Genomic DNA, 19,649 nt, shown 5'->3' with positions numbered 1-19,649 from the left:
GCCCGAAGGGCGTGGGGCTGTTGATGCTTCGGCTTGAGAGGGTTATTCGACGGGCCGATATGTTTCGGTGTCATCGTCGAATTCCCACCGGTCGCCGTCGATCTCGACCGCCGTGAAATCGTCGGAAGGATCTTCGGCGACCGCGCGGCCGCCGTCGATCATCTCGAGAACCTGATCCATCGTCAGCGCAGTCACCTTCCCGGCTGCGCTATCGACCAAGCCGAGGACCTGATCGATCAGCGGTGCGGGCGCGGTCTCGGGTCGAGGGTCGGTGTCGGCGGCGACGAATTCCGCGAAATCCGTGCCGATCTTCGGGTCGTTCGGCTGGTAGCCGCACTCTCCGCCACGGCATTCCTCGTTGAAGCCCATCTTGGGCAGCCGAGAGATCATCGGCCACAGCACGTGGTTGTGCCAGGCTGCCATACCGCCGTGATACGGGTTCTTCTCCAGCTGCTGGTACACCTCTCGGTGCGCCCACATCGCCGCCGTCAGCTCTTCGACCATCGGATCATGTTTGTACCAACACGATCGGATCTGCTGCCCACCGACGTTGTAGCGCCGGCGCAGCCACTCGACCCACTGTCCGAGCTCGAGCCACAGCTCCGCAGCAGCCTCGCGATCCAGGTGGCGCCAATCAGCCGGACCGGGTTGGTAGACCGGAATGCTCATCACGCACCACCTCCTTGGTGAAGCAGGCGCACCGAAGCTGCGCACGGTTCGCACGAATCACGGTGCCGCACATCCCGTAATCCGTCGGACAGAGTGAAGAGACCGTCGTTGTACGTTACTTCCGGATCGCGAACGAGGGCGCCGGCCGGGGAGACGACGATGATCGGGCGCTCGTACACCCCGCTGGAGCCGACGCCAATCCACAACGCGGAATCCCCGGGCGCCCAGTGGTCCGCGCACTCCCACGGTGAGGCCGCAGATTCGGAGCTCATAGTTCGGCTTTCGCGCAGAAGTCATCGAACGCCGACTGATTCGCCCGCACCCGCTTCGAAAGATCCGGAACATCCCACACCGATGGCAGCCGCACCTTCATCGGCCTGGCGTTGCGGTAGATCATCAGCGCTTGATCTTCCGGCATTTCACGAATTTCGTTGAGTGCCATCACCGGAACGCTGCGCGGTGCTGAACGCGGGTCCAGGCTGATGTATTCGTCGCGGCTACCCATCAACCGTGAGAGCGCCGACAATTCGCCTTCGTCACCTAGGCCTGGCAAGTAGATCCGTGCCGGGGAATCGCTCGACAACCGTTGCCCGTCGATGCGGCCCCAACGCTTCTCGTTCTGCAAGGCGCTGTGCACGAACGCCCAGATCTGGATTCCGCGGCCGCCCGAGTCCGTGATCAGATCCGGCATGTGCGGAATCGCCGCGACATTGTTCATTTCGTCGAGGACCATCCGCAACGGCGGATCGATCTTGTCGTCCTCGTTGCCCAGCCCGTGTGTCTTCGCGATGTGATAGAGCTCTGCCGAGAGCACGGTGGTGAACGCGGCCGCCGAAGCGCTGTGTCCTTCCGAGACCAGATACACGGTGTTCTTGCCCTCGGTCATCAGCGCATGCAGATCCGCGGACTCGCTGCGGGGGACGTTGATCGCGCTCATCAACTTCGGGGACGCCAACGGTTCGAGCAATCGCGCGCACGCGCTGACCACGTCATCGGAGGAGTCGGACTGTGAGTCCAAGGCTTGCTCGAGTTCGGCGTGCCAGTCCGGAAGGTCCTGCTCGAGAACATCGCGGACCAGTTGGACGTTGCGGGAGGACGCCCAGATCCGCAGGTCGATCATGTTCTTGTTCTTGACGGCGGCGGAGTAGAGGTAGCCGCGCATGAGCATCGCGGCCTTGCCGTTCCAATAGCCGGAATTGCTGGTGTCGTCCATCGGCATGGCTTGGACCAGTGCTTCTGCACGCCGCTTGGCGACTTCCGGATCCTCGCACCCGTCGAGGATCGACCACCGCATCGGATTGGGGATCGCGGTGAGCCCCTCCGGGTCGAAGACCTCGACGTGCCCGACTTCCCGGCGCTGCGCCCACGTGGAGCGCAACAGATCGCCGCGGGTCGAGGTAGCGACGACCGGGCCGACGGCGTCGGTGACACCTTTCCAGCAGACACGCCACGTCTTACCAGCACCAGTCGGTCCGGTGCAGGTCAGTCCGTCGCGGTACTGGAGGAATACGCCCTCGCCTTTGTGGTCGTACAGCTCCGCGACTCGGGTGGTCTCGACAGCGGCATCGATGCGTCGCACCGGAACGTCTTTGAGTGAGAGGCGGGTCGCTTTCGCCTTCCGGACGGCCGCCTTTTCGCTGATACCGGTTCGGGCGAGTTCGGTGCGGTCAGCGAATCCGGACTCTCGCACCCGCCGAGCGGCGGCGCGTTTCATCTGCTGCCCGGAAAAGAACAGCCCCATCCACAGGCACAACGCCGCAACGATCGCGATGGAAACCCACGTCAGTACCGGTCCGCCCGGCCGAGAACCTTCCGGCCACGCGAGTGCGGGGTCGCCCGGATTCCGGAACAGCCCTTCGAACACGTCGAGAACTCCGTACACACCGGTGGGGAGAGCGCCGCCATGACCGGACACGACACCTGAGATGTATCCGCCGGCAACGACGCTGACGACGGCCGAAGCAACGAGACTCACAAGGGGAAGCACGCCAGGCGGCACCATCGGTTGCGTAGGACGCTGAGTTGTACTCACGACTTGTCTCCTTCGATCGGGTCGGACATCACAAGCTCGGACCGCGAGAGTGTGGTGCGGGTGGATGCCGTATCGGATGTCCGGCCCCGCGGTGACAGGGGCGGCCTATGGCCGCTGGACCTGCGCCGCGCTACCAGAACCCACATCATGAGCGCGCAAGCAGCTACCGACCCGCCGACCAGAATGGTGAAGGCAACGAGCGGCGGAACAGGAAGCGTCGTCAGGCGATCCGGAGCGTCTGTGGCGATCATGCTGCCTCTCCCTTGATCACTTCGTCGGTGTTGGTGAGTTCGATTTCAAGATCGGAACGGACGTGCTGCATGAGAATCGGGTCGGCGCTGCCGTACTTGACCAGGCAATGTCCTTTCGCCAGGGACATGATGATTTCTGTCGACCCGGCCGGCAGGTGGTACATGCGAGCTGTTTCCTCTGCATCCTCGACACGGTCCTGCCCGTACAAGAAGACGATTCCGGCCTCTTTCATCAGCGCACGCGCGGGAGAGTCGACCGGGAGGTCCGAGATGTGGTGGAACGCCGAAACCGTCGAAAGACCGAGGCCGCGAGAGAGTTTCATGTTCTCGCGGAACACCTTTCCGGTCGAGCCGTCGGCGACGTGCCAGCCTTCCTCGATCAGCAGCAGCGTTTGCATGTGCTTGGCGGAGCGGGTTGCGAGAACGTTCGCGAGCCAGGTGTTGATCACGGTCATGATGACCCGCAACGCCGGCCCCTTGTTCGGGAGGGCCGAGACGTCGAAGTGCACGAACGAATGATCGAGTGCCTCGCGGACCTCCGGGGAAGTAGCGCCGTCGACGAGGCCTTTGAGGTCTCCTTCGCACAGTTCTTGCAGCGCGAGACCAGGATTGAGGCCCCAGCGGCGCGAATCCTCGGCGTGCAGTGAGCCGAAGATGTTGCCGCTGCCGGGGCTCGCTTCGAGCAGTTCCGCTGCGAGTTCGCGCAACGTCGGCTCGCGGTTTTCCGCATCGGCGCGTTCGTTGACGGACTTGAGTGCTTGGCGCACAGCTGCTTTTTCCGTCTCGACGAGGGAACGACCCATCGTGTCTTCGATGACGGCACCGACCAGCGCTTCCTGACCGGCCGGGGAAACACCGTCCGTACGTTGGGTTCCGCTGGCGATAGCCGGGTCGAGCAGATTGATCCGGACGCCGTCACCGCCGGCGAGGAATCGGATCGATCGGGCGCCCATCGCCTCTGCGATACCGGAATACTCGCCGCCCTTGTTGCCCTGCCGCTTTTTGTCGATGACGACGCACTGCCGGTTGTTCGCCAAGGCGAGTTGCCGGATGCAGAACGCGGTTTTGATCAGCGACGACTTCGCCTTGCCGATGTCGCCGACGATGGCGACGTTGATGTTCTCGATTTCCGAGCCGTAGAGCGCGAACGGGTCGGTGATCACCATCGACTGGTTGATCTTGTTCAGCCCGGTCATGAGTCCTTCGTGACGCACCGAGCGGCGCATCGTGGCCAGGTTCAGGGCTTCACCTTGCCGGGTGGTGGTCCACGCGCCTTCCGCCCGTACCTCGTACCAGCCCCACCGGTCCAACCATCGGTTGCGTTTGGGGGCAGGCCGACGGGTGGTGATCCTGTCGGAGGCGTGGACCGCTTGCGTGACTGCGACTTCCTCCGCGCCCTCGACCTGGACTTTCTTCTTCCCGAGGCTTGGTGTGAGGGTCCATCGGTTGGACTTCTTGTGGCCGCGACGGTGCGCGGTGCTCTGTTCTGTCTTCGTCATCGCCGGTTCAGCCCCTTGTCTTGATTCGAGTCCATTTGGTGGCCGCCAGTCCGCGGCCGAGAGGCAACGTCAAGAACGCGGCCACGTCGTGGCGGTTGTCCTGCCACACGATTTCTCCGATACCGCAGTTGTCGGCGGCCTGCTCCACACGTGTACCGGCGCGTAATGCGTCGTCTTCGTTTCGGCCGGTGACCGAGACGGCCATCGAATAGATCAAGCCGTGGTGTCCGCTACCGGGAAGAAGATCCTGTCGGCGGCGAGCTGATTCGGTTATCGCCACGTCGGAGGCGCCGTCGGTGGTTTTTCCCTTGCGGCTCTCCTCGATGCGCTTGGCCTCGTCTCGGGTGACGTCCTTCTTCGCGGCTTCGCGGGATTGGGAGGCTTCCACGAAATCCATGCGCACCATCACCGTGCGGATGGTCGGGGCGGCGGCGATCTCGTCGTCTCCGACGTCGGGCTCGACTCCGGTCAAGAACGGGCCGAGCCACAACGGGCCGAGTTCGCGCGGTTCGATCGCCCGCGGGGGAATCACCCCGGCCCGTGTGTGCCACGCCCCCGCGATCTCGACCGACTCGTCGCGGCCGATGTAAGAGGGCCAGCAGTTGTTCCACCGCACACCTTTGTGCGCGTCGAGCGGGAAGGTGGGGTCTTGGAATGCGCGAATCACCGCGCAGGCTCGCTGTTCGCCGTAAACCTCCACCCGGCCCATACCGGCGCGTTCGAGGGAATGCTGCGCCTTCTCCGTTTCGTCGCGAATGACCTGAGCGATACCGCCCACCAGGGCGGCATCCTTGCGGCGCGCGATGCGGGCAGCTTCGGCGAGGAACGTCGGTGACTTCGGAATGATCAGTACGCAGTACGAGCGGTGCTCCTCGACATACGGGGCGTTGCGGTCGAGGAGCTGACCGTAGGAACGGATCGCTTCGTCGATGCGCCGCACGGATTCACCGGCGGCCGAGATCATGCGCATCATCCAGTTCTCGTGAGGCGCCATGTCGGCCGGGACGCTGCGGTGCAGCAGCGCCACACCCCGAACGAACGAGGACCGCTTCGCGAACCCGGCGAGGATACGACCGAACGCAGCTGAGGTCACCGCCCACTCCGCATCACCGCGTAGACCTTCGGCCAAACCTTGCATCGCCACGATCACCGAGTAGTAGTTGTTGTCGCCCGGTGTGGTGTGTTCGAGGATGAACATGTCGTCGAGGCCGGTACCGGCCAGATCCACCGGCTTCGTCTGGTAGAGCGGGACGGGGAACTCCCACCCCGGATCGTGGTCGGGGTCGCCGAAGTTTTCGTCCCTGGCGCTGACGTAGACATGCTCACCGCGCTTGCGGCGCTGACGGTTTCGAATCTGCTTGGCTTTGCTTGCCGCATAGGACTCACGCTGCCCGAATTCGAACGTCGCACCGATGACGGCCAGGATCAACGCCAAGTCGAACCCGAGCACCCAGATGTTCTGCCCGATGACGAAGATCAGGGCCAGCGCTAGGACGAGTGTCGCGCTCCAGGCGATCAAGACCGGTTCGGCGAAAGGCAAGTTTCCTTTGCGGGCGATCTGACGCCCCAGGATCGACGTGCGTTGTTCACTCATCACTGTTCTCCGGTCACTGGTTCGGTGGCGTCTCGACGGCGGGCGGCGCGTGCGCGGACCAGCCGTTCAACGTAGGTGTCCGGTCGAGAAAACTCGGTGCTCGCGACGAACCCGGCCAACATCACCAGGCACGCGGCCGCGAGAGTCCCTACGGACAGCCCGATCATCACCGTCAGGTACAGCGGGATCGCAACTGTTCCGATCCTGGTGAGTACCACTGGATCTCGGAACTGAGCGAGACCGTGCAGTGCGGCGTCCCGGCCGAGGTAGGTGGTGCGGTGCTTTCTCATCAGTTCTCTCCATCCGCGTGTTCGGGAGCGCTTTGCGCCGAGGCGCCGGCCTTGTTCATCGCCGCGCCGGCAGCGGCCACCGCGAAGGGCGCCGCCACTGTCGCTGCACCTGCAGCTGCGCCGGCGGTTGTCTTCGCCGCGCTCATCAATTTCGATTCGGCGCTTCCCGCTTTGGCTCCGCCCTTGCCGGAGTCTTTGCCGCCGATCCCGACGGAACCGGACGAGGTTTGCGCTCCGTGGCCCGATCGACTGGACGCGTGATCGGACGATGCTGACGATGCGTCGGGGGAGGAATTGTGGCCGCCGAGGTGATCGGAGGGTCCGGTGCCGCGTCCGGGTGAGGTCGCGACGTCGGCATTGCGGGACGCAGCTCCCCCGTCGCCGCCGCCGCCCGATCCGCCTCCGGCTTGCTGCTGGTACATGCTCGCCGACGAGCCGATCATCTCGCCCGAGGCTGAGCCCGAGCTACCGAAGTCGGCGGAATCCGCAGCGGTCGGCAGGATCGGTGACCACTTGAGCAACGCGAACGGTGCCAGACCGATCATCACGAAGCACACGGCGATCAGGGCGAGTTGGCCCAGGGATTCCAATTTGCCGTCGTCGGCGACTGATCCTTGCGCTGAGACGTTGATGACGACGAATACAGCGGCCAGCAGTACGAACAGCATGGGCTTGGACAGCACGACACCGAGAAACATCATCACCGGCCGAAGCGCTTTCTTTCGCCAGGTGGGGTGCACCCACATGCCGAATGCGATACCGCTGACCACTGCGAGGACGGGAAGCGCGGCCGCGTGCATCAAGAAGCCGAAGAAGACCGAGAGCACACCGATGACCATCAACCCGAATCCGATGATGCCGGCGACGGCTCCACCGACCAGGGTTTCGTCGTTGAGAGCGCCCAGGGAGGTCGATACGTTGTTGATCACTTCGTCGGTGGTGGTGCCGATCGCGCCTACCAACGCGACCGAGATCTCGTGGGCGAGACTGATGACGAATTGGGCGATAGAGGGAGCGAAGAGCATCAGCATGATCCCGGCGGGCAAGTATCCGAAGAAGTCCTTGGCGAGTTCTTCGCCTGGGCGGCTTCCGTCGGCTGACTTGTACAGCGCGAAGATCGTGGCGATAGCCAGCACCAGGAGACCCAACCCCGTCGACATGGCGTACACAGTCAAGAACTGCGGCTCCAACGGATCGAATTCGCCGATGCCTGCCAAACCGGGCAGGACCGAATCGGTCATCGACATCGCCGAACTCTTGAATTTGTTCGCCCAGGAATCGATCACGTCCGACGGGTCTTTGACGAATGCGACCAGATCACCGAGCGGGCCGGCAACGGTATCCCACGCGAAGGTGAAACTGTCGACGAAGATCTTGCCGCCCATATAGGCCGGCGTTGCCCTCATCATCCCGCCGAGGGTCTCGCCGAGGCGGTCACTGAAACTGGTGTTCTGATCGATCCAGTTCATGGTGCCGCCGAACAGTTTCCCGACCCTGGTGTTCCATTCCGTGCACGCGAACATGTCTTCCCCAGGTGTTGCGCGCTCGCAGTTGACGAACATCGCGTGCATGCAGAGGACGCCGGGAACACCATTGCCGGCGCAGGGAGCAGTCCAGGCAGCGTCAGGCACCTTGTCGGCGTTCGGCTGCTTCTTCATCGCCGCGAGTGAGGCCGCGTCCGGTGTCGGGCTCCACTCGAAACCCCATGTGCTGGTCGTCTTCGTTGTCCACCGCGCCAGATCCTGCGCACAGGTCGGAGACGGCGGGTACATGTCCGCAGCCTCATCGAGGGGGAACGTGTTCGGATAGACGCCCTTGAGGATCGACTCGTCCGTGATGCTCAAGGCGGCCTTCTGGTTCGCCTCCACACCCATGTCGATGCCGGACATCTGTGTACCGGCGCCGCCGGCGGCGACCAGGGCGTCGATCAGAGCCGGGTTCTTCGACATCATCACCTGCGGTGCCCACATGGCGATCCGCTCGGATTCTTTTGCCGTCCAGTACATCAACCGGTTTTCGTTGTGCATGACCTGTGTCGAGTACTGGCCCATGTCGCCGCCTTTGTCCTTGCAGACTCCGGTGAACCACGAGGCGGATTTGAATTCGTCTGTGCCGGCGACGAACTTCTTCAGATCATCGGGAAATCCTTTGGGGAGTTCCTTGCCCGACTGAGTGGCATTCTGCACGCCAGGAGCCGGGTCGGTGTTGGGGACAGCAACTGGTTCCGCTGCCGCCGGCAACGCCAGTCCGAGCATCGCGAACAATGCCACGACCGCGGTCAGAATGATTTTGCGCCACATCAGTCAGGCCCCCTTTCTAGTTGACGTAGAACGTGTAGAAGCCGTTCGCGCCCGGCTTCGAAAGCGCCGAATCAGCGGCCGGGAACTGGGCATCATCTGCGGACGGGCCGCTGACGAACTTCCAGTCCTGGGCTTTCCAGTCCCCGTTCTCCCACTTCACCGTGACGGTGCTCGTCGAGTAGACGGTGAGGATGCCGACCTTGTCGCTTCCTTCACTGATCGGGCTTTGACCGACGCCCATGCCCCACACGGACACGGTGGCCGAGTCCTGGGTGAAGTCGGGGACGGTGACGATCAGTGGCACGTTGTTGACGGTTTTCCCCAGATCGGTGCGGCCGCTGGAGATGTCGATGACGGTATTGAGCGCATCGGTCGCATTCGCCGAGACAGCAACTTCTCGCAGCTTTTCGGCGTCGATCCGGCCCTGGTACGTCTGACCGTTGGCCTGGATGAAGTTCACGGCCGCGGTCTGTGCGCCGGCCTGATCGCGGGTGTATCCGGCCGGAACTCCGTCGATGGTCGTCGTCGGACCGTGGGCTGCACGAATTGCATCGGCTCCGCTCCCCTTGTTGTCATCACCACCACCGGAGGTGAGGAGCGCGATCACCAACGCGAGGAACACCACTGCGACAACACCAGTGGCGATAACGCGCTTGCGGTCAGAGAAGAACCCTGATCCGCCACCTGTGGATCCAGTCGCCGCGACCGGACGGTTGCCCGTACCTACCTGAGAAAAATCTTTGACCATGAGTTCTCTTCTTTCTCGTGAAAAATGCTGAGCTGGAGCGGAATTCGTCTCAGCCTTGAGTGACGAACATGATGGCGCCGATGATGACGGTCAGAAGTGTCAGGCCGCCGAAGGCGGTGGCTGCGGTCTTGACCTCAGCGGCGTTGTCGGTCATCTCCGAGGCGTAGCCGCCGTTCTTCGCTGCTCGCATCTTGTACAGCGCGAAGATCAGTTTCACGCCGACACCGCCCATTGCGAGTGCCCAGATGGTGCCGAGCACGCGGACCCAGACGTTCTGGAACGCAGGTCCGAGGAACTCGAGGGTGGGGGTGACCCCTTCGAACGGGTTCTTCGACTTCGGCGCGTCCTGAGCTGCGGCAGGAGCGGCGGTCATGATTGCCAGGGCGATGGTGCCGGAGGTGATGGCCGCCGCCCGACGCAGCCGGCCGCCGCTGGTGGACGGGCTCACCGGTGTGTTCTGTTCGTTCATCGTGTTCCCTTTCGATGTGGTGTCTGGCTGTGGTGCAGTGGTTTTCAATCCAGGCGCCCGCGACTTCGCGGGTGGGGTGGAGTTACCGGGCGAGGACGGAGAGGGCGGGGGTTCGGCCGAGGTTCCGGCTCGTACTCCGCGTATCGGTCCTCGTACTGCGCGACCGGTTCGGGTCGGGCTGTACGTCGAATAACTTCCGGAGGACGTTGGATCTGCTCGGGGGTGTACGGGTCGGCGTACTCGGCAGCGCGGCCGTACACGCTGGCAGCGAGAGCATCCGCGATTTCGGCGGCGACATTGGTGTAAGCCTCGATCGTGGACGGAAGGAGACGGTCGTAGACGATGCGCTCCCCAGTCGCGAACGACGGCTCGTAGGGAACCCGGATGACGTTCTCTTCCGGAAGGCCCAGTCGAGCCAGTCCCTCGACGAGTTCAGGCTCGAGGGTGGGATCGGAGCCGGGTGTCACGACAGTCAGCACGATCGCGGAGGACACCAGATGGCCGAAGCCGCGGGCGATGATCCCTTTGAACATCCGCAACGCCATCTTTGTCATGTCGAGGCGCAGCGGCAGGGGAACGACCAACAGGTTCGAGTGCTGCACGGCCCATTGCCAATTCGCGGCCACAGGTTCGTTGCCGGTGTCGATGAAGATCAGGTCCCGATGACGGCGGAGTACAGCCATGATCGCCGCGCACTCGTCCCAGCCGATGCCATGATCGCGTGAGGTCGAAGTGTCGGCTCCGAGGACTTCGTCGTGCGTGGGTTGAAGCCGCAGGAACCTGCCGAGCGCACCCGACACGGCTCCCGCAGAGGTGAGATCGCGGGCGTTCTCGAGAACATCCCAGGGGCCGACGTCGGGATCGGTGGGATTGGCCGCGCGGTCTCCGAGAGTCCCGGTGGACTGGTTGGCATCCCACGCGACAACGCCGTGGCGGTGCGAACCGAAGGTGTTGGCCAGGGTCAGGGTCGTCGAAGTCTTTCCGGCATCACCTTTGAGGCTGATCACCGAGACGACCATGCAACCGGGTAGCGGCTGCTGAACGCGGGTGACGGATTGGCGGAACCGCACCTCCGCCGAGTCAGGCTTCGGCGCCATCTTCATGCCGACCGCCGCGTTGACACGTCCGCGCCAGCCCCATGTTGCGGGGCTGTCGTCGACTTCGCTTGTCTCCCGCTCGAACCGGTAGTCGAATTCGGGTTCGTCGTTCTCTGCCAGCGCGTCCTGCCCGACCGCATACGGGTCGTCGTATCCTGCCGACTCGTCGACCAACTCGGTATCGCCGGATTCGGCGGCTGACTCGATCTGCGGGGCTGGTTCAGGAGTCTCGATCGGGGCGGTCTCGGCTTCGGGCCGAGATTGCCGACGTAGACGCTGGCCGCGCAGGTCAACGGCCTTTTCGGTGGTGTAGGTGTCCTGGTGCTCGTCGTAGGGGTCAGGAGCGCTCACGGGAGTTCCTTTCGGGGAGGGGGTGGTTCCGGGGACGTTCTTCTCGCTGGTCATAGCTTTTTAAGGTCGTCGACTGCCCACAGACCGCCGCGACTGACGACCAGGACGGCGACGATGGCGGTGTCGACGCCGACGATGGAGCCATCGGACGCAATCGCGGTCTGTTCGACCTGATACATCCGGTGCACCGCAGTCGCGGTGTCCACGGCGCCCTGGTTCGGTACCGAGCTGACCGTCGGCCAGACCTGCGCGTCCTTCGCGGCCCATTCGAGCCACTGACCGCCGGGGCTTCCGGTCGGGGTGGTTCCGGTGACATCGCCGAGGAAGCGTTCGGTGAGCAGGTCGCCGGTGCGGGCGGCCGCGTCATTGGGTCCGCGATCGTCAGCGGTATTCCAGGTGAACCAGGTGGTGACCACGGCGTCGGCAACGGCAGCCGGATCGCTGCGGTCCACGATGGCGACCTGTTCGGGCGCGTGTTCCGGAACGGTGGCCGCAGGCCGTGTGGGCTCGGCCGCCGAGGTTTCGTTCGGGGACCATTGCTGCGCCCGTGCGCCCGTCGTGGTGGACGGGCCGGTTGCGGTGCCTTCCGTGCCCGAGGAGCACCCGGCCAGGGCAATAGCGACGGCAGATGCAGCGGCGGCGGCCGCGAGGTGGCGTTTCACGACTCGTCCTCGATGAACAGATCCGACAACCGAATCGCCTGCCACGCCTGGTAACCAGGCTCTTCGCACCAGTCCACGGCCCGGTTGTTGTCGGTGATGTCGAGGTCGAGTGCAACACCGTGCTTGGCTGCCATACCGGCGAGGGAGTTCCCGTCGATCTCCGGATTGGAGATGTGCAGGAGCAACCGCACCGCGGGAACGTTCGCGTCCTCACGCGCTTTGCCGGCGAGGAATACCGCCTTACCGGCTGCGGAGTCGTCTGCCGAGCGCTGGTTGCCTTCCTTGAAGACCGTGTCGTTCTTGTGGAACGTCCCGTACCAGGCCGCGTCGTCGACCGGTCCGAGTACAGCGAAGCTGCCCCGCTCGTCACCGGCGGCGAACAGTTCCACCAACGGTGCGGTGGCGGCGGCTTCGGCGATCTCCTTCTTGCGTTTGGTCGCTTCCGCGTCGCGGAGTACGTCGTAGTCGAGATCGAGTTGTTTGACCAACTCGCGCTTGACCTTCGGCCACATGCTGCGCGAGAGCAGTTTGTTCTTCTTCGCCCACGCGCGGATCTCTGAGGAATCGCTGGTGCGCAACTCGTCAGCGGCGGCGCGTACTGCGTCGGCGGCCTGTTCCCATTCGGTGGCTGCGGATACCGTCATTTCTGGGATCTACCTTTCTTCGGGTGAAACTTCATTCCGGGGTGGTCATCGGGTTGCGATGTTCTGGTCTGGGTTGTTCTGTCAGGCAAAGCGTTTCGCTGCCAACCCGGAGGATGGTGGGGTCCAGTCGGAGATTTTGACGACATCGCCCGATTGCGGAGCTTCGACGACCTTGCCGCCGCCCATCCAGATGAAGATGTGGCCGCTGTGGGGTTGGATGATGTCGCCGGGTCGCAGGTCGGCGGGGTTGGTGATCGAGGTTCCGCGGGAGTCGTCGATCTGCATCTGATCCTGGTGAGGGAGGACCGTTCGGCCGCCCGTGGCTTGCGCCACTGCGTATTTCACCAGTCCGGAGCAGTCGAACCCGATCTTGTTGAAGTCTCCGAAACTGTCTGCCACTCCCCCGTCGCGGACGCCGCGCGTCGGTCCGTTCTCGTCGCCGCCGCCCCAGGCATACGGGGTGCCGAGCCACCGCAGTGCGGTATCGACGACGGCCGAGCCGGTGGACGGGCCGCCTGGAATCGGGCCCGCCGGGGCGGACGTATCGGTGAATTCCTCGATCGCGAACTTCTGAATGTTGGTGACGTAGCCGCGTGTTTCCTCGTTCTGGCAGACCTGGCCCTGCGACAAGGTGTTTCCGGGGCCGCAGTTGTACATGGACAACGTCAGCGGAATCAGCTCGCCTTGCAGGCGGCCGTCAGCCATCGCCTTTTTCGTCAGCTCGAGCATCTTGCAGTCGTAGGACGCCATCGACATCGCAGCGTCGGCCGGTGAGCGCATGTCGAGCTTTCCGTCCCCGTCCCCGTCCACGCCTTCCTGTGCAGCAGTTGAGGGAAGGAACTGTGCCGGGCCGTCCGCACCGGAGTCGTTGTTGTGCGCGTTGACGTTGAAGCCGCTTTCCTGCTTGAACTGCCCTGCCAGCAGCGGAGCGGTGATCTCGGGGCAGGTCCCGGCGGCTTTGAGGATCCACGGTTCGAACTCCGCAGGTACGCTGCCCGGCTTGAGTCCCCCGCCGCCCAGACTCGGTCCACCGCACCCGGCACCTGCCGGAAGTGGAGTGATAGCGGCAGCGTTGACGATCGCGGGAGACGGAACACCCGTGCCGGGCGCGGGAGCCGGTGCGGGTCCGGACGGCTCGGCAGCACCGGCGAGCCACGGTGCGGGATCGGTTGGCGTTCCGGCGCCGTCGGGAAGTCGGCCACCCTCCCAGACCTCGAAATGCAGGTGCGGGCCTGAGGAATCGGCTTCGTTTCCGACAGCGGCGATTTCCTGACCGGCGGTTACCTGATCACCGGTCTTGACCTTGATCGTCGAAGCGGCCATGTGGCCGTAGACGGTGGAAATCCGCTTCCCGTCGACGTCGGTGTCGATGATGACCCAGTTCCCGAACCCCGACGCGGGGCCGGCCTCTGCGACGACACCGGAGGTAGCGGCATAGATCGGAGTACCGAGCGGGCCGGCGAAGTCGGTACCGCGGTGCATGGAACCACCGCGAGGACCGAAACCCGACGTCAGTTGGTAGGTACCGGCCTTGAGCGGCTGCGTTTTGGTTCCCGGAGCTGGTGCCACGGATCCGGTAGTTGCGGTTGTGGGCAGGCAATCGTTGGAAGGTTTGGGATTGTTGTCCGTACCGAACATGACGAAACCGAGCATCAGGACCACTGCGACGATGACGCCGCCAGTGGCCTTGAGGCCGGTCTTCGTCGAGCTGGGTGAATCACCCATCGTCATGTCCTTGTCGTTGTGTCGTGCCGTGCCCGCCTGGGCAACGTGTGGGACCTATCGCGGCCCGAGAGGGCCGTGAGTATGAGGAGTGGGGAGGTGAACGTCAAAAGCTCTCGCCCAAGAGCGTTTTCGGTTCACCCGCCGCCGCGCGCTAGCCGCCGATCGCTTGTCGGTAGATGTCGACCATCGCGTCCAGAGCGGTTCGCTTTCCGTCGATCAACCACTGCCCGTAGGACTCGTGAACGCGGGAACCGAGGAAACTCGCTGCGGTGAATCCGGCGTCGACGACCGAGGTCAGTGCTTGCGCATCCTGGGAGGTCACCGTCGCCAGGACCGAGTTACCGAGACCGACGAAGTCGGAGTTCTGCGCCTGCGCACCCATCAACGTGGTCATCGAATCGGCCGGTTCGTGGAGCTGCTCGGCGGTCATCTTCTGCCCCGGTGTCAGGACACCGAGCGCAACGTTCGCAAGATCCACACCGATCGGGAGGAGCTGCCCGAGGGCCAGGACGTTCCCGGTTTCGGCGACCTGCCACGCGACTTCCTGGAGCTGCCCGACGTCGCGGGCGAGGCGGATGATGTCGACGTTGCCCAGCAGGTTCGCCACCAGCGCCGCCGAGGCGGCTGTGCCGGACGGATCGGGGATCAGTGCCAAGATCCGTGACACCGATTTCAGGTCGACCCCGGCCGCCATCTTCACCAAAGGCGAGAGTTGGTTGTTCAGCTCCCCCGCGACCCGGTGCGCTTCTTTGACGTTGCCGGCCAACAGATGGCCGGGAAGTATTTGCAGGTTGGCCGCAACCGCGTTGTAGTCCACCGAGGTCACACCCGAGACGACGCCGAGGATCTGGTTGATGATCGTCACCGGTTGGATCGCGGAGAGGATCGACGTGGCGGTGGTGAGTTGATCGGTCGGTGTATCCGCCAGCGGAGCCACACCGTTCGACAAGCTCTGTGCGGGACCAGTCAGACCCGCGTACGTGCCGCCGGTACCGGTGCCACCACCCGAGAGGATGCTGTTCGCCAACGTCACCACCTGGTCAGCAGCATCCAGAACCTGCGGAACGTCGACCTTGTCGAGCGCATCGACGACCGAGTTCGTGGCGGCCTCAGGAGAATCAGCCGGAGCGCTGCGCAACCCGTCGCGCGCGGCCGGGTTCGCTGCCATCCATGCCTGTGTCTGTTGGACCGGCTTGAAGGTTCCGGCCAACAGTTGCGCTTGCTGACGAACCGCGGCGACATCGACCGCCGCCGACGTCGAGGTGGGAGCGCCTGCGCTTTGCAGCTTCTCCACCGAGGTCGCCAACGCGGACGCTGCCCCTGGAGCAGCCGCGAGATCCGCGTAACCGTAGTTCGAGGTCACCGCGCCCAAGAACTCCGACGCGTTCGCGGTTCCGGCGCCTGCCGAGGTATTCGCAGTTTCGGCGGCCGCCGGAGTCGACGCCGGCTTCGCAGCCGTGTCGGTCGAGGTCTGACCTGCGACGGACGGAGTCGTTGTCGCCGAGACAGCAGTCGCGGTGGTCGGTGCCACTGTTCCGGGTGGGTTGGCAAGCACTCGTCCCAACGACGCCAAGAATGAATCCTTGCCGGTGTTGGTGTTGCAGTACTTGTCTTCCGGGTGGCAGATGTCGAAGACCCGACCCGACAGAGCGCCGTAGCCCTCGGCGGCCGGACCGGCGATGCCCTGTCCGTCGAGCTTGGGGCCGACGACCTGCGAACCGGCGGTGCCGAGCTTCGGATTGGCGAGCATGACCGCAGCGAGAACGGACGCGGCGGGAACGGGGCCGCTGCCTGCCCCGATGTTGACGGCGACGTCGTTGGCGACCTGTGCACCTTGTGAATAGCCGCCGATGACGAACTTCGAGTTCGGGCACTGCTCCATCGCGGTCGCCATTGCCTGATCACCGGCGGTCTTCGAGGCCGAGTAGGTCATGCCGGACTGCAAAAACGCTTCGGCCGGGTACGACGGATAGATGGCACGGAAGGTGTTGGGCCCGTACATCGTTTCGAGCTTCTCCCCTACCTGGCCCAACATTCCGGCAGGCTTCGACGGATCGGCGTCGGCGCGGGTCTCGGTCGTTCCGGGAGCGAAGACACCGATGTACTTGGTGCAGCCCGCCGCAGTGGACGGTGCGGCGTTGGCCAGGAGCGGTGCGGCCGCGAATCCTGCGACCAGCGTCGAAATGATGGCGAACGCCGACGCGAAGCGGGCGGTGGAAGAGATATTCATCGGATTCCTTCTGCATCAGTGATGGAGGTGATGAAATGCCGACCGTCGATCACGGCGGTGGTGATGCGCTGATACAGCGACGCGCCTTTGCCGGAGGGGCGGGTCTCGTCCAGCTCCATTGCGTACGTCCCAGCAGTCACGCCGGTCACCGTCATGCAGTAGGTCGTTCCTTCCGGCGTCGCATTGATCGCCGACTGCATGTCCGCTGCGAAGGGAGCTGCACCAGGGGTGAGTAGCGCGATCGCTGCATCGGCAGAGCGCAGCGTGTAATACGCGTGTTCGAACGCTGCGATCACACCCTCGCCGCTGTTCTGATCACCAGCAGACACCGGGCATCCGGCAGGTTCCGGAGACGGTGTAGTCGACGGTGTCGCAGCGGAATTGACGATCTCGCTGATGTTCGACGGCTCGTCGTCGGTGACCCGGCCGATGACCGACGCAGCGCCCACGACGACCCCGACCAACAACACCAGCACCGCGATCGCCAGTGCCGTCACGGCCGCGACCTGACGGCGAGGTGTCCGCGCATGCGGCATACGAGGACGACTTGGGAGGCGGACTGGGCGGGTACCAGTTCCGCCGGTCGCGCTACGTACCGCCGGTTTAGGGGTAGATCCCTTCGAGCCAAACATCGTTTCAAACTCCTTCTTCGACCAGGCAATCCATGTCAGATGGCCGGGACGGGCGTGCCCGTCCCGGCCAATCCGGCTATGCCTGTGTGCCTGCTCCGATTGCATCGCTGATCAGCTGCGATGCCAGGCCAGGGCTGGCGTTGGTGAAGAAGTCCGTGAGGGCTGTGTCGACCTGTTCGATGATCTGCTCGCCTCCGGGCTGGGCTGCGACGAAGTCTCGGGCCTGCTGGTCGATCGCGGGTGCGGCGGCGACGGTGTCGCGGACGGTGGTGGCCACTGCCTGTCCGACGGGGCCGGAGTTCTCCCAGTCGGTAAGAACGTTCTGCGTCTGAGTGGTCACGGCAGGCTGGTCGATGTCGGGGATCTGGTCGCTGACATCAACAGGTTCTCCCAATTCGCCTGCGCCGTAGGCGGTTGCGGCCGCAACGCCTGCGATGCCACCGCCGACTGCGCCGATCGCCGCTGCGGGAACGCCCAGAGCCGCTGCACCGATACCTGCTCCGGTGGCTGTGCCCACCACACCAGCAGGCACGGCACCGATCGGCGTGAGAACGGGGCTGAACAAGCCGAGGGCCGACGTTCCGCCGATGGTTCCGCCGATCAACGCGCCCACTGTTGCTGCGGGTACACCAACGGCGGCGGCTCCGGCCAAAGCGCCACCGGCACCACCGGCCAGTTGTGCGGCGGCGATGCGGCTCGCGCGGTCGACGGGGACACCGATCGAGGCGTAGAAGGTTGAGACCTGGCTTTCGATGACGGCCGAGGTGTTGTTGGTGCGGGCGAGATCGTCGTCACTCATCCAGGTCTTCTGCTCGAAGACCCAATCACCAATGCGACCCTTCTCTTTCGGCGCGATGATCGGTGCGACGATCTCGACGGGTCCGGGCAAGTGAATGTTGCCGTAGTCGATCGGTGCGACGCTGTAGTCGGCCGGGGCCGTGTAGGTGCCGGAATCATAGTCCCAGTTCGGCAGCGGCTGCGACGGAACGTTCGCGTACTCTGCGGGCGGCGGCACCCAGTAGACCGGCTCGGGTACAGGCTCGGTCGAGGGTGCAGGTGCAGGTGCAGGTGCAGGTGCAGGTGCAGGTGACGGGGCAGTGACTCCGGGCTGTCCCGGTGCAGGCCCTGTTACCCCTGGCTGCGGGGCTGCCACCGCTATCCCTGCCGTTGCGAAAGTGGCCACAACCAGAGCGGTGAGGGTGCCGGCGGCGATGACAGGCGCGGACGGTGCGCGGTGGCGACCGGTAGGTCGAGACTTGTGGTGCTTCATTGTGTGGAACCTTCCAATTGGGTTGTAAATACGGGGAATTGATGCGGACTGAGGTGGCGCTTACGCGGCCACTGTTTCCGATGCGTTGGCATCAGAAAGCGGGGAGGGGTCCTGCGCCGAAGGCAGCGAGGACCGATGGTGAGGAACAAGTGAATGGCCAACGGGGCAGACTCGGGTGCCGGGAATGCTCACCGAAATGCATGTGTGGCCCAGGCTCCTGCCGGCACACAGCGAGCCCGCCCGGCCTCGAACTTGGAGTTCACCCCACTCTTTCGTTCTCACAGCTCCCCCGATTCGTTGGATGTGTCCGGCCCAGGTGACGGCCCGAGCCGGACACAAGATCAACCTATGAGGGTCAGTCTATAACAGTCAGTTTAAAACGGCTAGACAGTAGGGGTAATCCCACGATGGCTAATCTTCACGCCTAGGTGAATCGCACCGAACACGAGTGGACGGGGGATGAGTGGGCAGGAGATCCGTTCGCGGCTTTCAACCCAACGTGCTCCGTGATCGACGGTTGGAGCGAGGATTCACTCAAGCCGAACTTGCGCGCATTCTTGGTTTGACGCCCGGCGCAGTCAAAGCATGGGAAGCGGGTAGAGGCACGCCCAAGATCGAGACACTCGTTAAATTGGTCGACCCTAGCGTGCTCGATATCGATATTTCCGCTTTGGTTTCCGTACCCAAAGGAGAGACCTTCCTTGGCGACCTTCGCACCCTGCGGCTGATCACACAGTCTCAACTTGCCGAGCGGATCGGTCTTTCCCAAACCATGATGGGTGCCCTCGAGCGCGGTGAGATCAACCTCAGCGAGGATGTCGCGGAGATGCTCGCCGCTGAGCTCGACTACTCCCTCAGCGATATTCGTTCCGCATTCAACCGCGCGAGAAGCAGACCTCCGCACACCCCTGTGTGAAGAGTGCGCGGATCGCATTCTCGATGCACCGCACGAATCGCACGCCGCGATAGGCGCGTCTTCTACCGTCATGCGGCGAACTTTTCCCGATTTTCCACACCACGGTTCGATTCCGCACCAAGCAACACGCTAAGTTTGCAGGTCCGGGCACTTCGGACAAATATTCCGCACGCGGAACTTTGTTGGGTGCGGAATTGGGGAAACGGCAGGAAAACAGTGGCGCGAGGATTCAAGTGACGGACCGGAACCAGTTCGCAGGAAGACTGAGTG

The 19,649-nt window shown here is 63.9% G+C and carries 18 protein-coding genes and 1 pseudogene; 2 read left to right on the top strand and 17 right to left on the bottom strand.

The window, feature by feature from the left end; all coding sequences use genetic code 11:
- Positions 1-42: 42 nt before the first annotated feature.
- The 17 genes from QRN54_RS31250 to QRN54_RS31170 all read right to left on the bottom strand — a co-directional run bounded on the left by QRN54_RS31250 (position 43) and on the right by QRN54_RS31170 (position 18,463).
- Positions 43-669 carry a hypothetical protein gene (locus QRN54_RS31250; protein ID WP_193595860.1) on the bottom strand — a complete coding sequence of 209 codons (627 nt, stop codon included), beginning with the start codon at positions 667-669 and terminating at the stop codon, positions 43-45.
- The gene (locus QRN54_RS31245) at positions 669-941 is read right to left on the bottom strand and encodes a hypothetical protein (protein ID WP_193595861.1); all 273 of its coding nucleotides are present in this window, start codon (positions 939-941) and stop codon (positions 669-671) included. The genes QRN54_RS31250 and QRN54_RS31245 overlap by 1 nt, the downstream gene beginning before the upstream one ends.
- A complete protein-coding gene (locus QRN54_RS31240; protein WP_193595862.1) occupies positions 938-2,701 on the bottom strand; it encodes a type IV secretory system conjugative DNA transfer family protein in 1,764 nt (587 codons plus the stop codon). Before QRN54_RS31240 ends, QRN54_RS31245 begins: the two co-directional genes overlap by 4 nt.
- Complete coding sequence (locus tag QRN54_RS31235) at positions 2,698-2,952, bottom strand: hypothetical protein (RefSeq protein WP_193595863.1); 255 nt, start codon at positions 2,950-2,952, stop codon at positions 2,698-2,700. The genes QRN54_RS31240 and QRN54_RS31235 overlap by 4 nt, the downstream gene beginning before the upstream one ends.
- Entirely contained in the window at positions 2,949-4,451 is a 1,503-nt protein-coding gene (locus QRN54_RS31230; protein ID WP_193595864.1) for a putative type IV secretion/conjugal transfer ATPase, read from the bottom strand. The genes QRN54_RS31235 and QRN54_RS31230 overlap by 4 nt, the downstream gene beginning before the upstream one ends.
- 7 nt (positions 4,452-4,458) lie before the next feature.
- Positions 4,459-6,045: a hypothetical protein gene (locus QRN54_RS31225; protein WP_193595865.1), complete on the bottom strand. Its 1,587-nt coding sequence runs from the start codon at positions 6,043-6,045 to the stop codon at positions 4,459-4,461.
- Positions 6,045-6,335, bottom strand: a complete 291-nt coding sequence (locus QRN54_RS31220) for a hypothetical protein (protein WP_063316339.1) — start codon at positions 6,333-6,335, stop codon at positions 6,045-6,047. Before QRN54_RS31220 ends, QRN54_RS31225 begins: the two co-directional genes overlap by 1 nt.
- Positions 6,335-8,635, bottom strand: a complete 2,301-nt coding sequence (locus QRN54_RS31215) for a hypothetical protein (protein ID WP_193595866.1) — start codon at positions 8,633-8,635, stop codon at positions 6,335-6,337. The genes QRN54_RS31220 and QRN54_RS31215 overlap by 1 nt, the downstream gene beginning before the upstream one ends.
- 16 nt (positions 8,636-8,651) lie before the next feature.
- Positions 8,652-9,383 (bottom strand): DUF8175 domain-containg protein, encoded by a 732-nt coding sequence (locus QRN54_RS31210; RefSeq protein WP_063316337.1) that lies wholly within the window; start codon positions 9,381-9,383, stop codon positions 8,652-8,654.
- Between the two features lie 49 nt (positions 9,384-9,432).
- Positions 9,433-9,852: a hypothetical protein gene (locus QRN54_RS31205; protein ID WP_193595867.1), complete on the bottom strand. Its 420-nt coding sequence runs from the start codon at positions 9,850-9,852 to the stop codon at positions 9,433-9,435.
- Positions 9,853-9,896: 44 nt separating this feature from the next.
- Entirely contained in the window at positions 9,897-11,300 is a 1,404-nt protein-coding gene (locus tag QRN54_RS31200; protein ID WP_193595868.1) for a MinD/ParA family ATP-binding protein, read from the bottom strand.
- A 50-nt stretch (positions 11,301-11,350) separates the two neighbouring features.
- A complete protein-coding gene (locus QRN54_RS31195; protein WP_063316336.1) occupies positions 11,351-11,962 on the bottom strand; it encodes a hypothetical protein in 612 nt (203 codons plus the stop codon).
- Positions 11,959-12,606, bottom strand: coding sequence for a hypothetical protein (locus tag QRN54_RS31190; protein WP_193595869.1), 648 nt, complete (start codon positions 12,604-12,606; stop codon positions 11,959-11,961). Before QRN54_RS31190 ends, QRN54_RS31195 begins: the two co-directional genes overlap by 4 nt.
- Before the next feature lie 81 nt (positions 12,607-12,687).
- Positions 12,688-14,331 carry a peptidoglycan DD-metalloendopeptidase family protein gene (locus tag QRN54_RS31185; RefSeq protein WP_193595870.1) on the bottom strand — a complete coding sequence of 548 codons (1,644 nt, stop codon included), beginning with the start codon at positions 14,329-14,331 and terminating at the stop codon, positions 12,688-12,690.
- 151 nt (positions 14,332-14,482) lie between these two features.
- Positions 14,483-16,561 (bottom strand): cutinase family protein, encoded by a 2,079-nt coding sequence (locus QRN54_RS31180; protein WP_193595871.1) that lies wholly within the window; start codon positions 16,559-16,561, stop codon positions 14,483-14,485.
- Positions 16,558-17,058 carry a DUF8176 domain-containing protein gene (locus QRN54_RS31175; RefSeq protein ID WP_193595872.1) on the bottom strand — a complete coding sequence of 167 codons (501 nt, stop codon included), beginning with the start codon at positions 17,056-17,058 and terminating at the stop codon, positions 16,558-16,560. Before QRN54_RS31175 ends, QRN54_RS31180 begins: the two co-directional genes overlap by 4 nt.
- Before the next feature lie 211 nt (positions 17,059-17,269).
- Positions 17,270-18,463, bottom strand: coding sequence for an insoluble domain protein (locus tag QRN54_RS31170; protein ID WP_193595873.1), 1,194 nt, complete (start codon positions 18,461-18,463; stop codon positions 17,270-17,272).
- A 463-nt stretch (positions 18,464-18,926) separates the two neighbouring features.
- On the opposite strand from QRN54_RS31170, the pseudogene QRN54_RS33700 reads away from it, so the two are divergent.
- Together QRN54_RS33700 and QRN54_RS31165 are read left to right on the top strand one after the other, a co-directional pair.
- Positions 18,927-19,091 (top strand): annotated as a pseudogene (locus QRN54_RS33700) (helix-turn-helix transcriptional regulator); the annotation flags it as partial.
- A gap of 18 nt (positions 19,092-19,109) precedes the next feature.
- Entirely contained in the window at positions 19,110-19,379 is a 270-nt protein-coding gene (locus QRN54_RS31165) for a helix-turn-helix transcriptional regulator (RefSeq protein WP_050655185.1), read from the top strand.
- The last annotated feature ends 270 nt before the right edge of the window (positions 19,380-19,649 follow it).

Source organism: Rhodococcus sp. MEB032 (assembly GCF_030208925.1).
GTDB classification, from domain to species: Bacteria; Actinomycetota; Actinomycetes; order Mycobacteriales; family Mycobacteriaceae; genus Rhodococcus_F; species Rhodococcus_F qingshengii.
Note: the sequence above shows the minus strand (reverse complement) of the source record. Positions and strands in the feature narration are given on the sequence as shown.

Excerpts from the sequence above, each read along its gene's own strand:
- QRN54_RS31230 (WP_193595864.1), bottom strand. The coding sequence starts at position 4,451 with ATGACGAAGACAGAACAGAGCACCGCGCACCGTCGCGGCCACAAGAAG.
- QRN54_RS31225 (WP_193595865.1), bottom strand. The coding sequence starts at position 6,045 with ATGAGTGAACAACGCACGTCGATCCTGGGGCGTCAGATCGCCCGCAAA.
- QRN54_RS31220 (WP_063316339.1), bottom strand. The coding sequence starts at position 6,335 with ATGAGAAAGCACCGCACCACCTACCTCGGCCGGGACGCCGCACTGCAC.
- QRN54_RS31205 (WP_193595867.1), bottom strand. The coding sequence starts at position 9,852 with ATGAACGAACAGAACACACCGGTGAGCCCGTCCACCAGCGGCGGCCGG.
- QRN54_RS31250 (WP_193595860.1), bottom strand. The coding sequence starts at position 669 with ATGAGCATTCCGGTCTACCAACCCGGTCCGGCTGATTGGCGCCACCTG.
- QRN54_RS31170 (WP_193595873.1), bottom strand. The coding sequence starts at position 18,463 with ATGAAGCACCACAAGTCTCGACCTACCGGTCGCCACCGCGCACCGTCC.
- QRN54_RS31190 (WP_193595869.1), bottom strand. The coding sequence starts at position 12,606 with ATGACGGTATCCGCAGCCACCGAATGGGAACAGGCCGCCGACGCAGTA.
- QRN54_RS31180 (WP_193595871.1), bottom strand. The coding sequence starts at position 16,561 with ATGAATATCTCTTCCACCGCCCGCTTCGCGTCGGCGTTCGCCATCATT.
- QRN54_RS31215 (WP_193595866.1), bottom strand. The coding sequence starts at position 8,635 with ATGTGGCGCAAAATCATTCTGACCGCGGTCGTGGCATTGTTCGCGATG.
- QRN54_RS31185 (WP_193595870.1), bottom strand. The coding sequence starts at position 14,331 with ATGGGTGATTCACCCAGCTCGACGAAGACCGGCCTCAAGGCCACTGGC.
- QRN54_RS31245 (WP_193595861.1), bottom strand. The coding sequence starts at position 941 with ATGAGCTCCGAATCTGCGGCCTCACCGTGGGAGTGCGCGGACCACTGG.
- QRN54_RS31210 (WP_063316337.1), bottom strand. The coding sequence starts at position 9,383 with ATGGTCAAAGATTTTTCTCAGGTAGGTACGGGCAACCGTCCGGTCGCG.
- QRN54_RS31235 (WP_193595863.1), bottom strand. The coding sequence starts at position 2,952 with ATGATCGCCACAGACGCTCCGGATCGCCTGACGACGCTTCCTGTTCCG.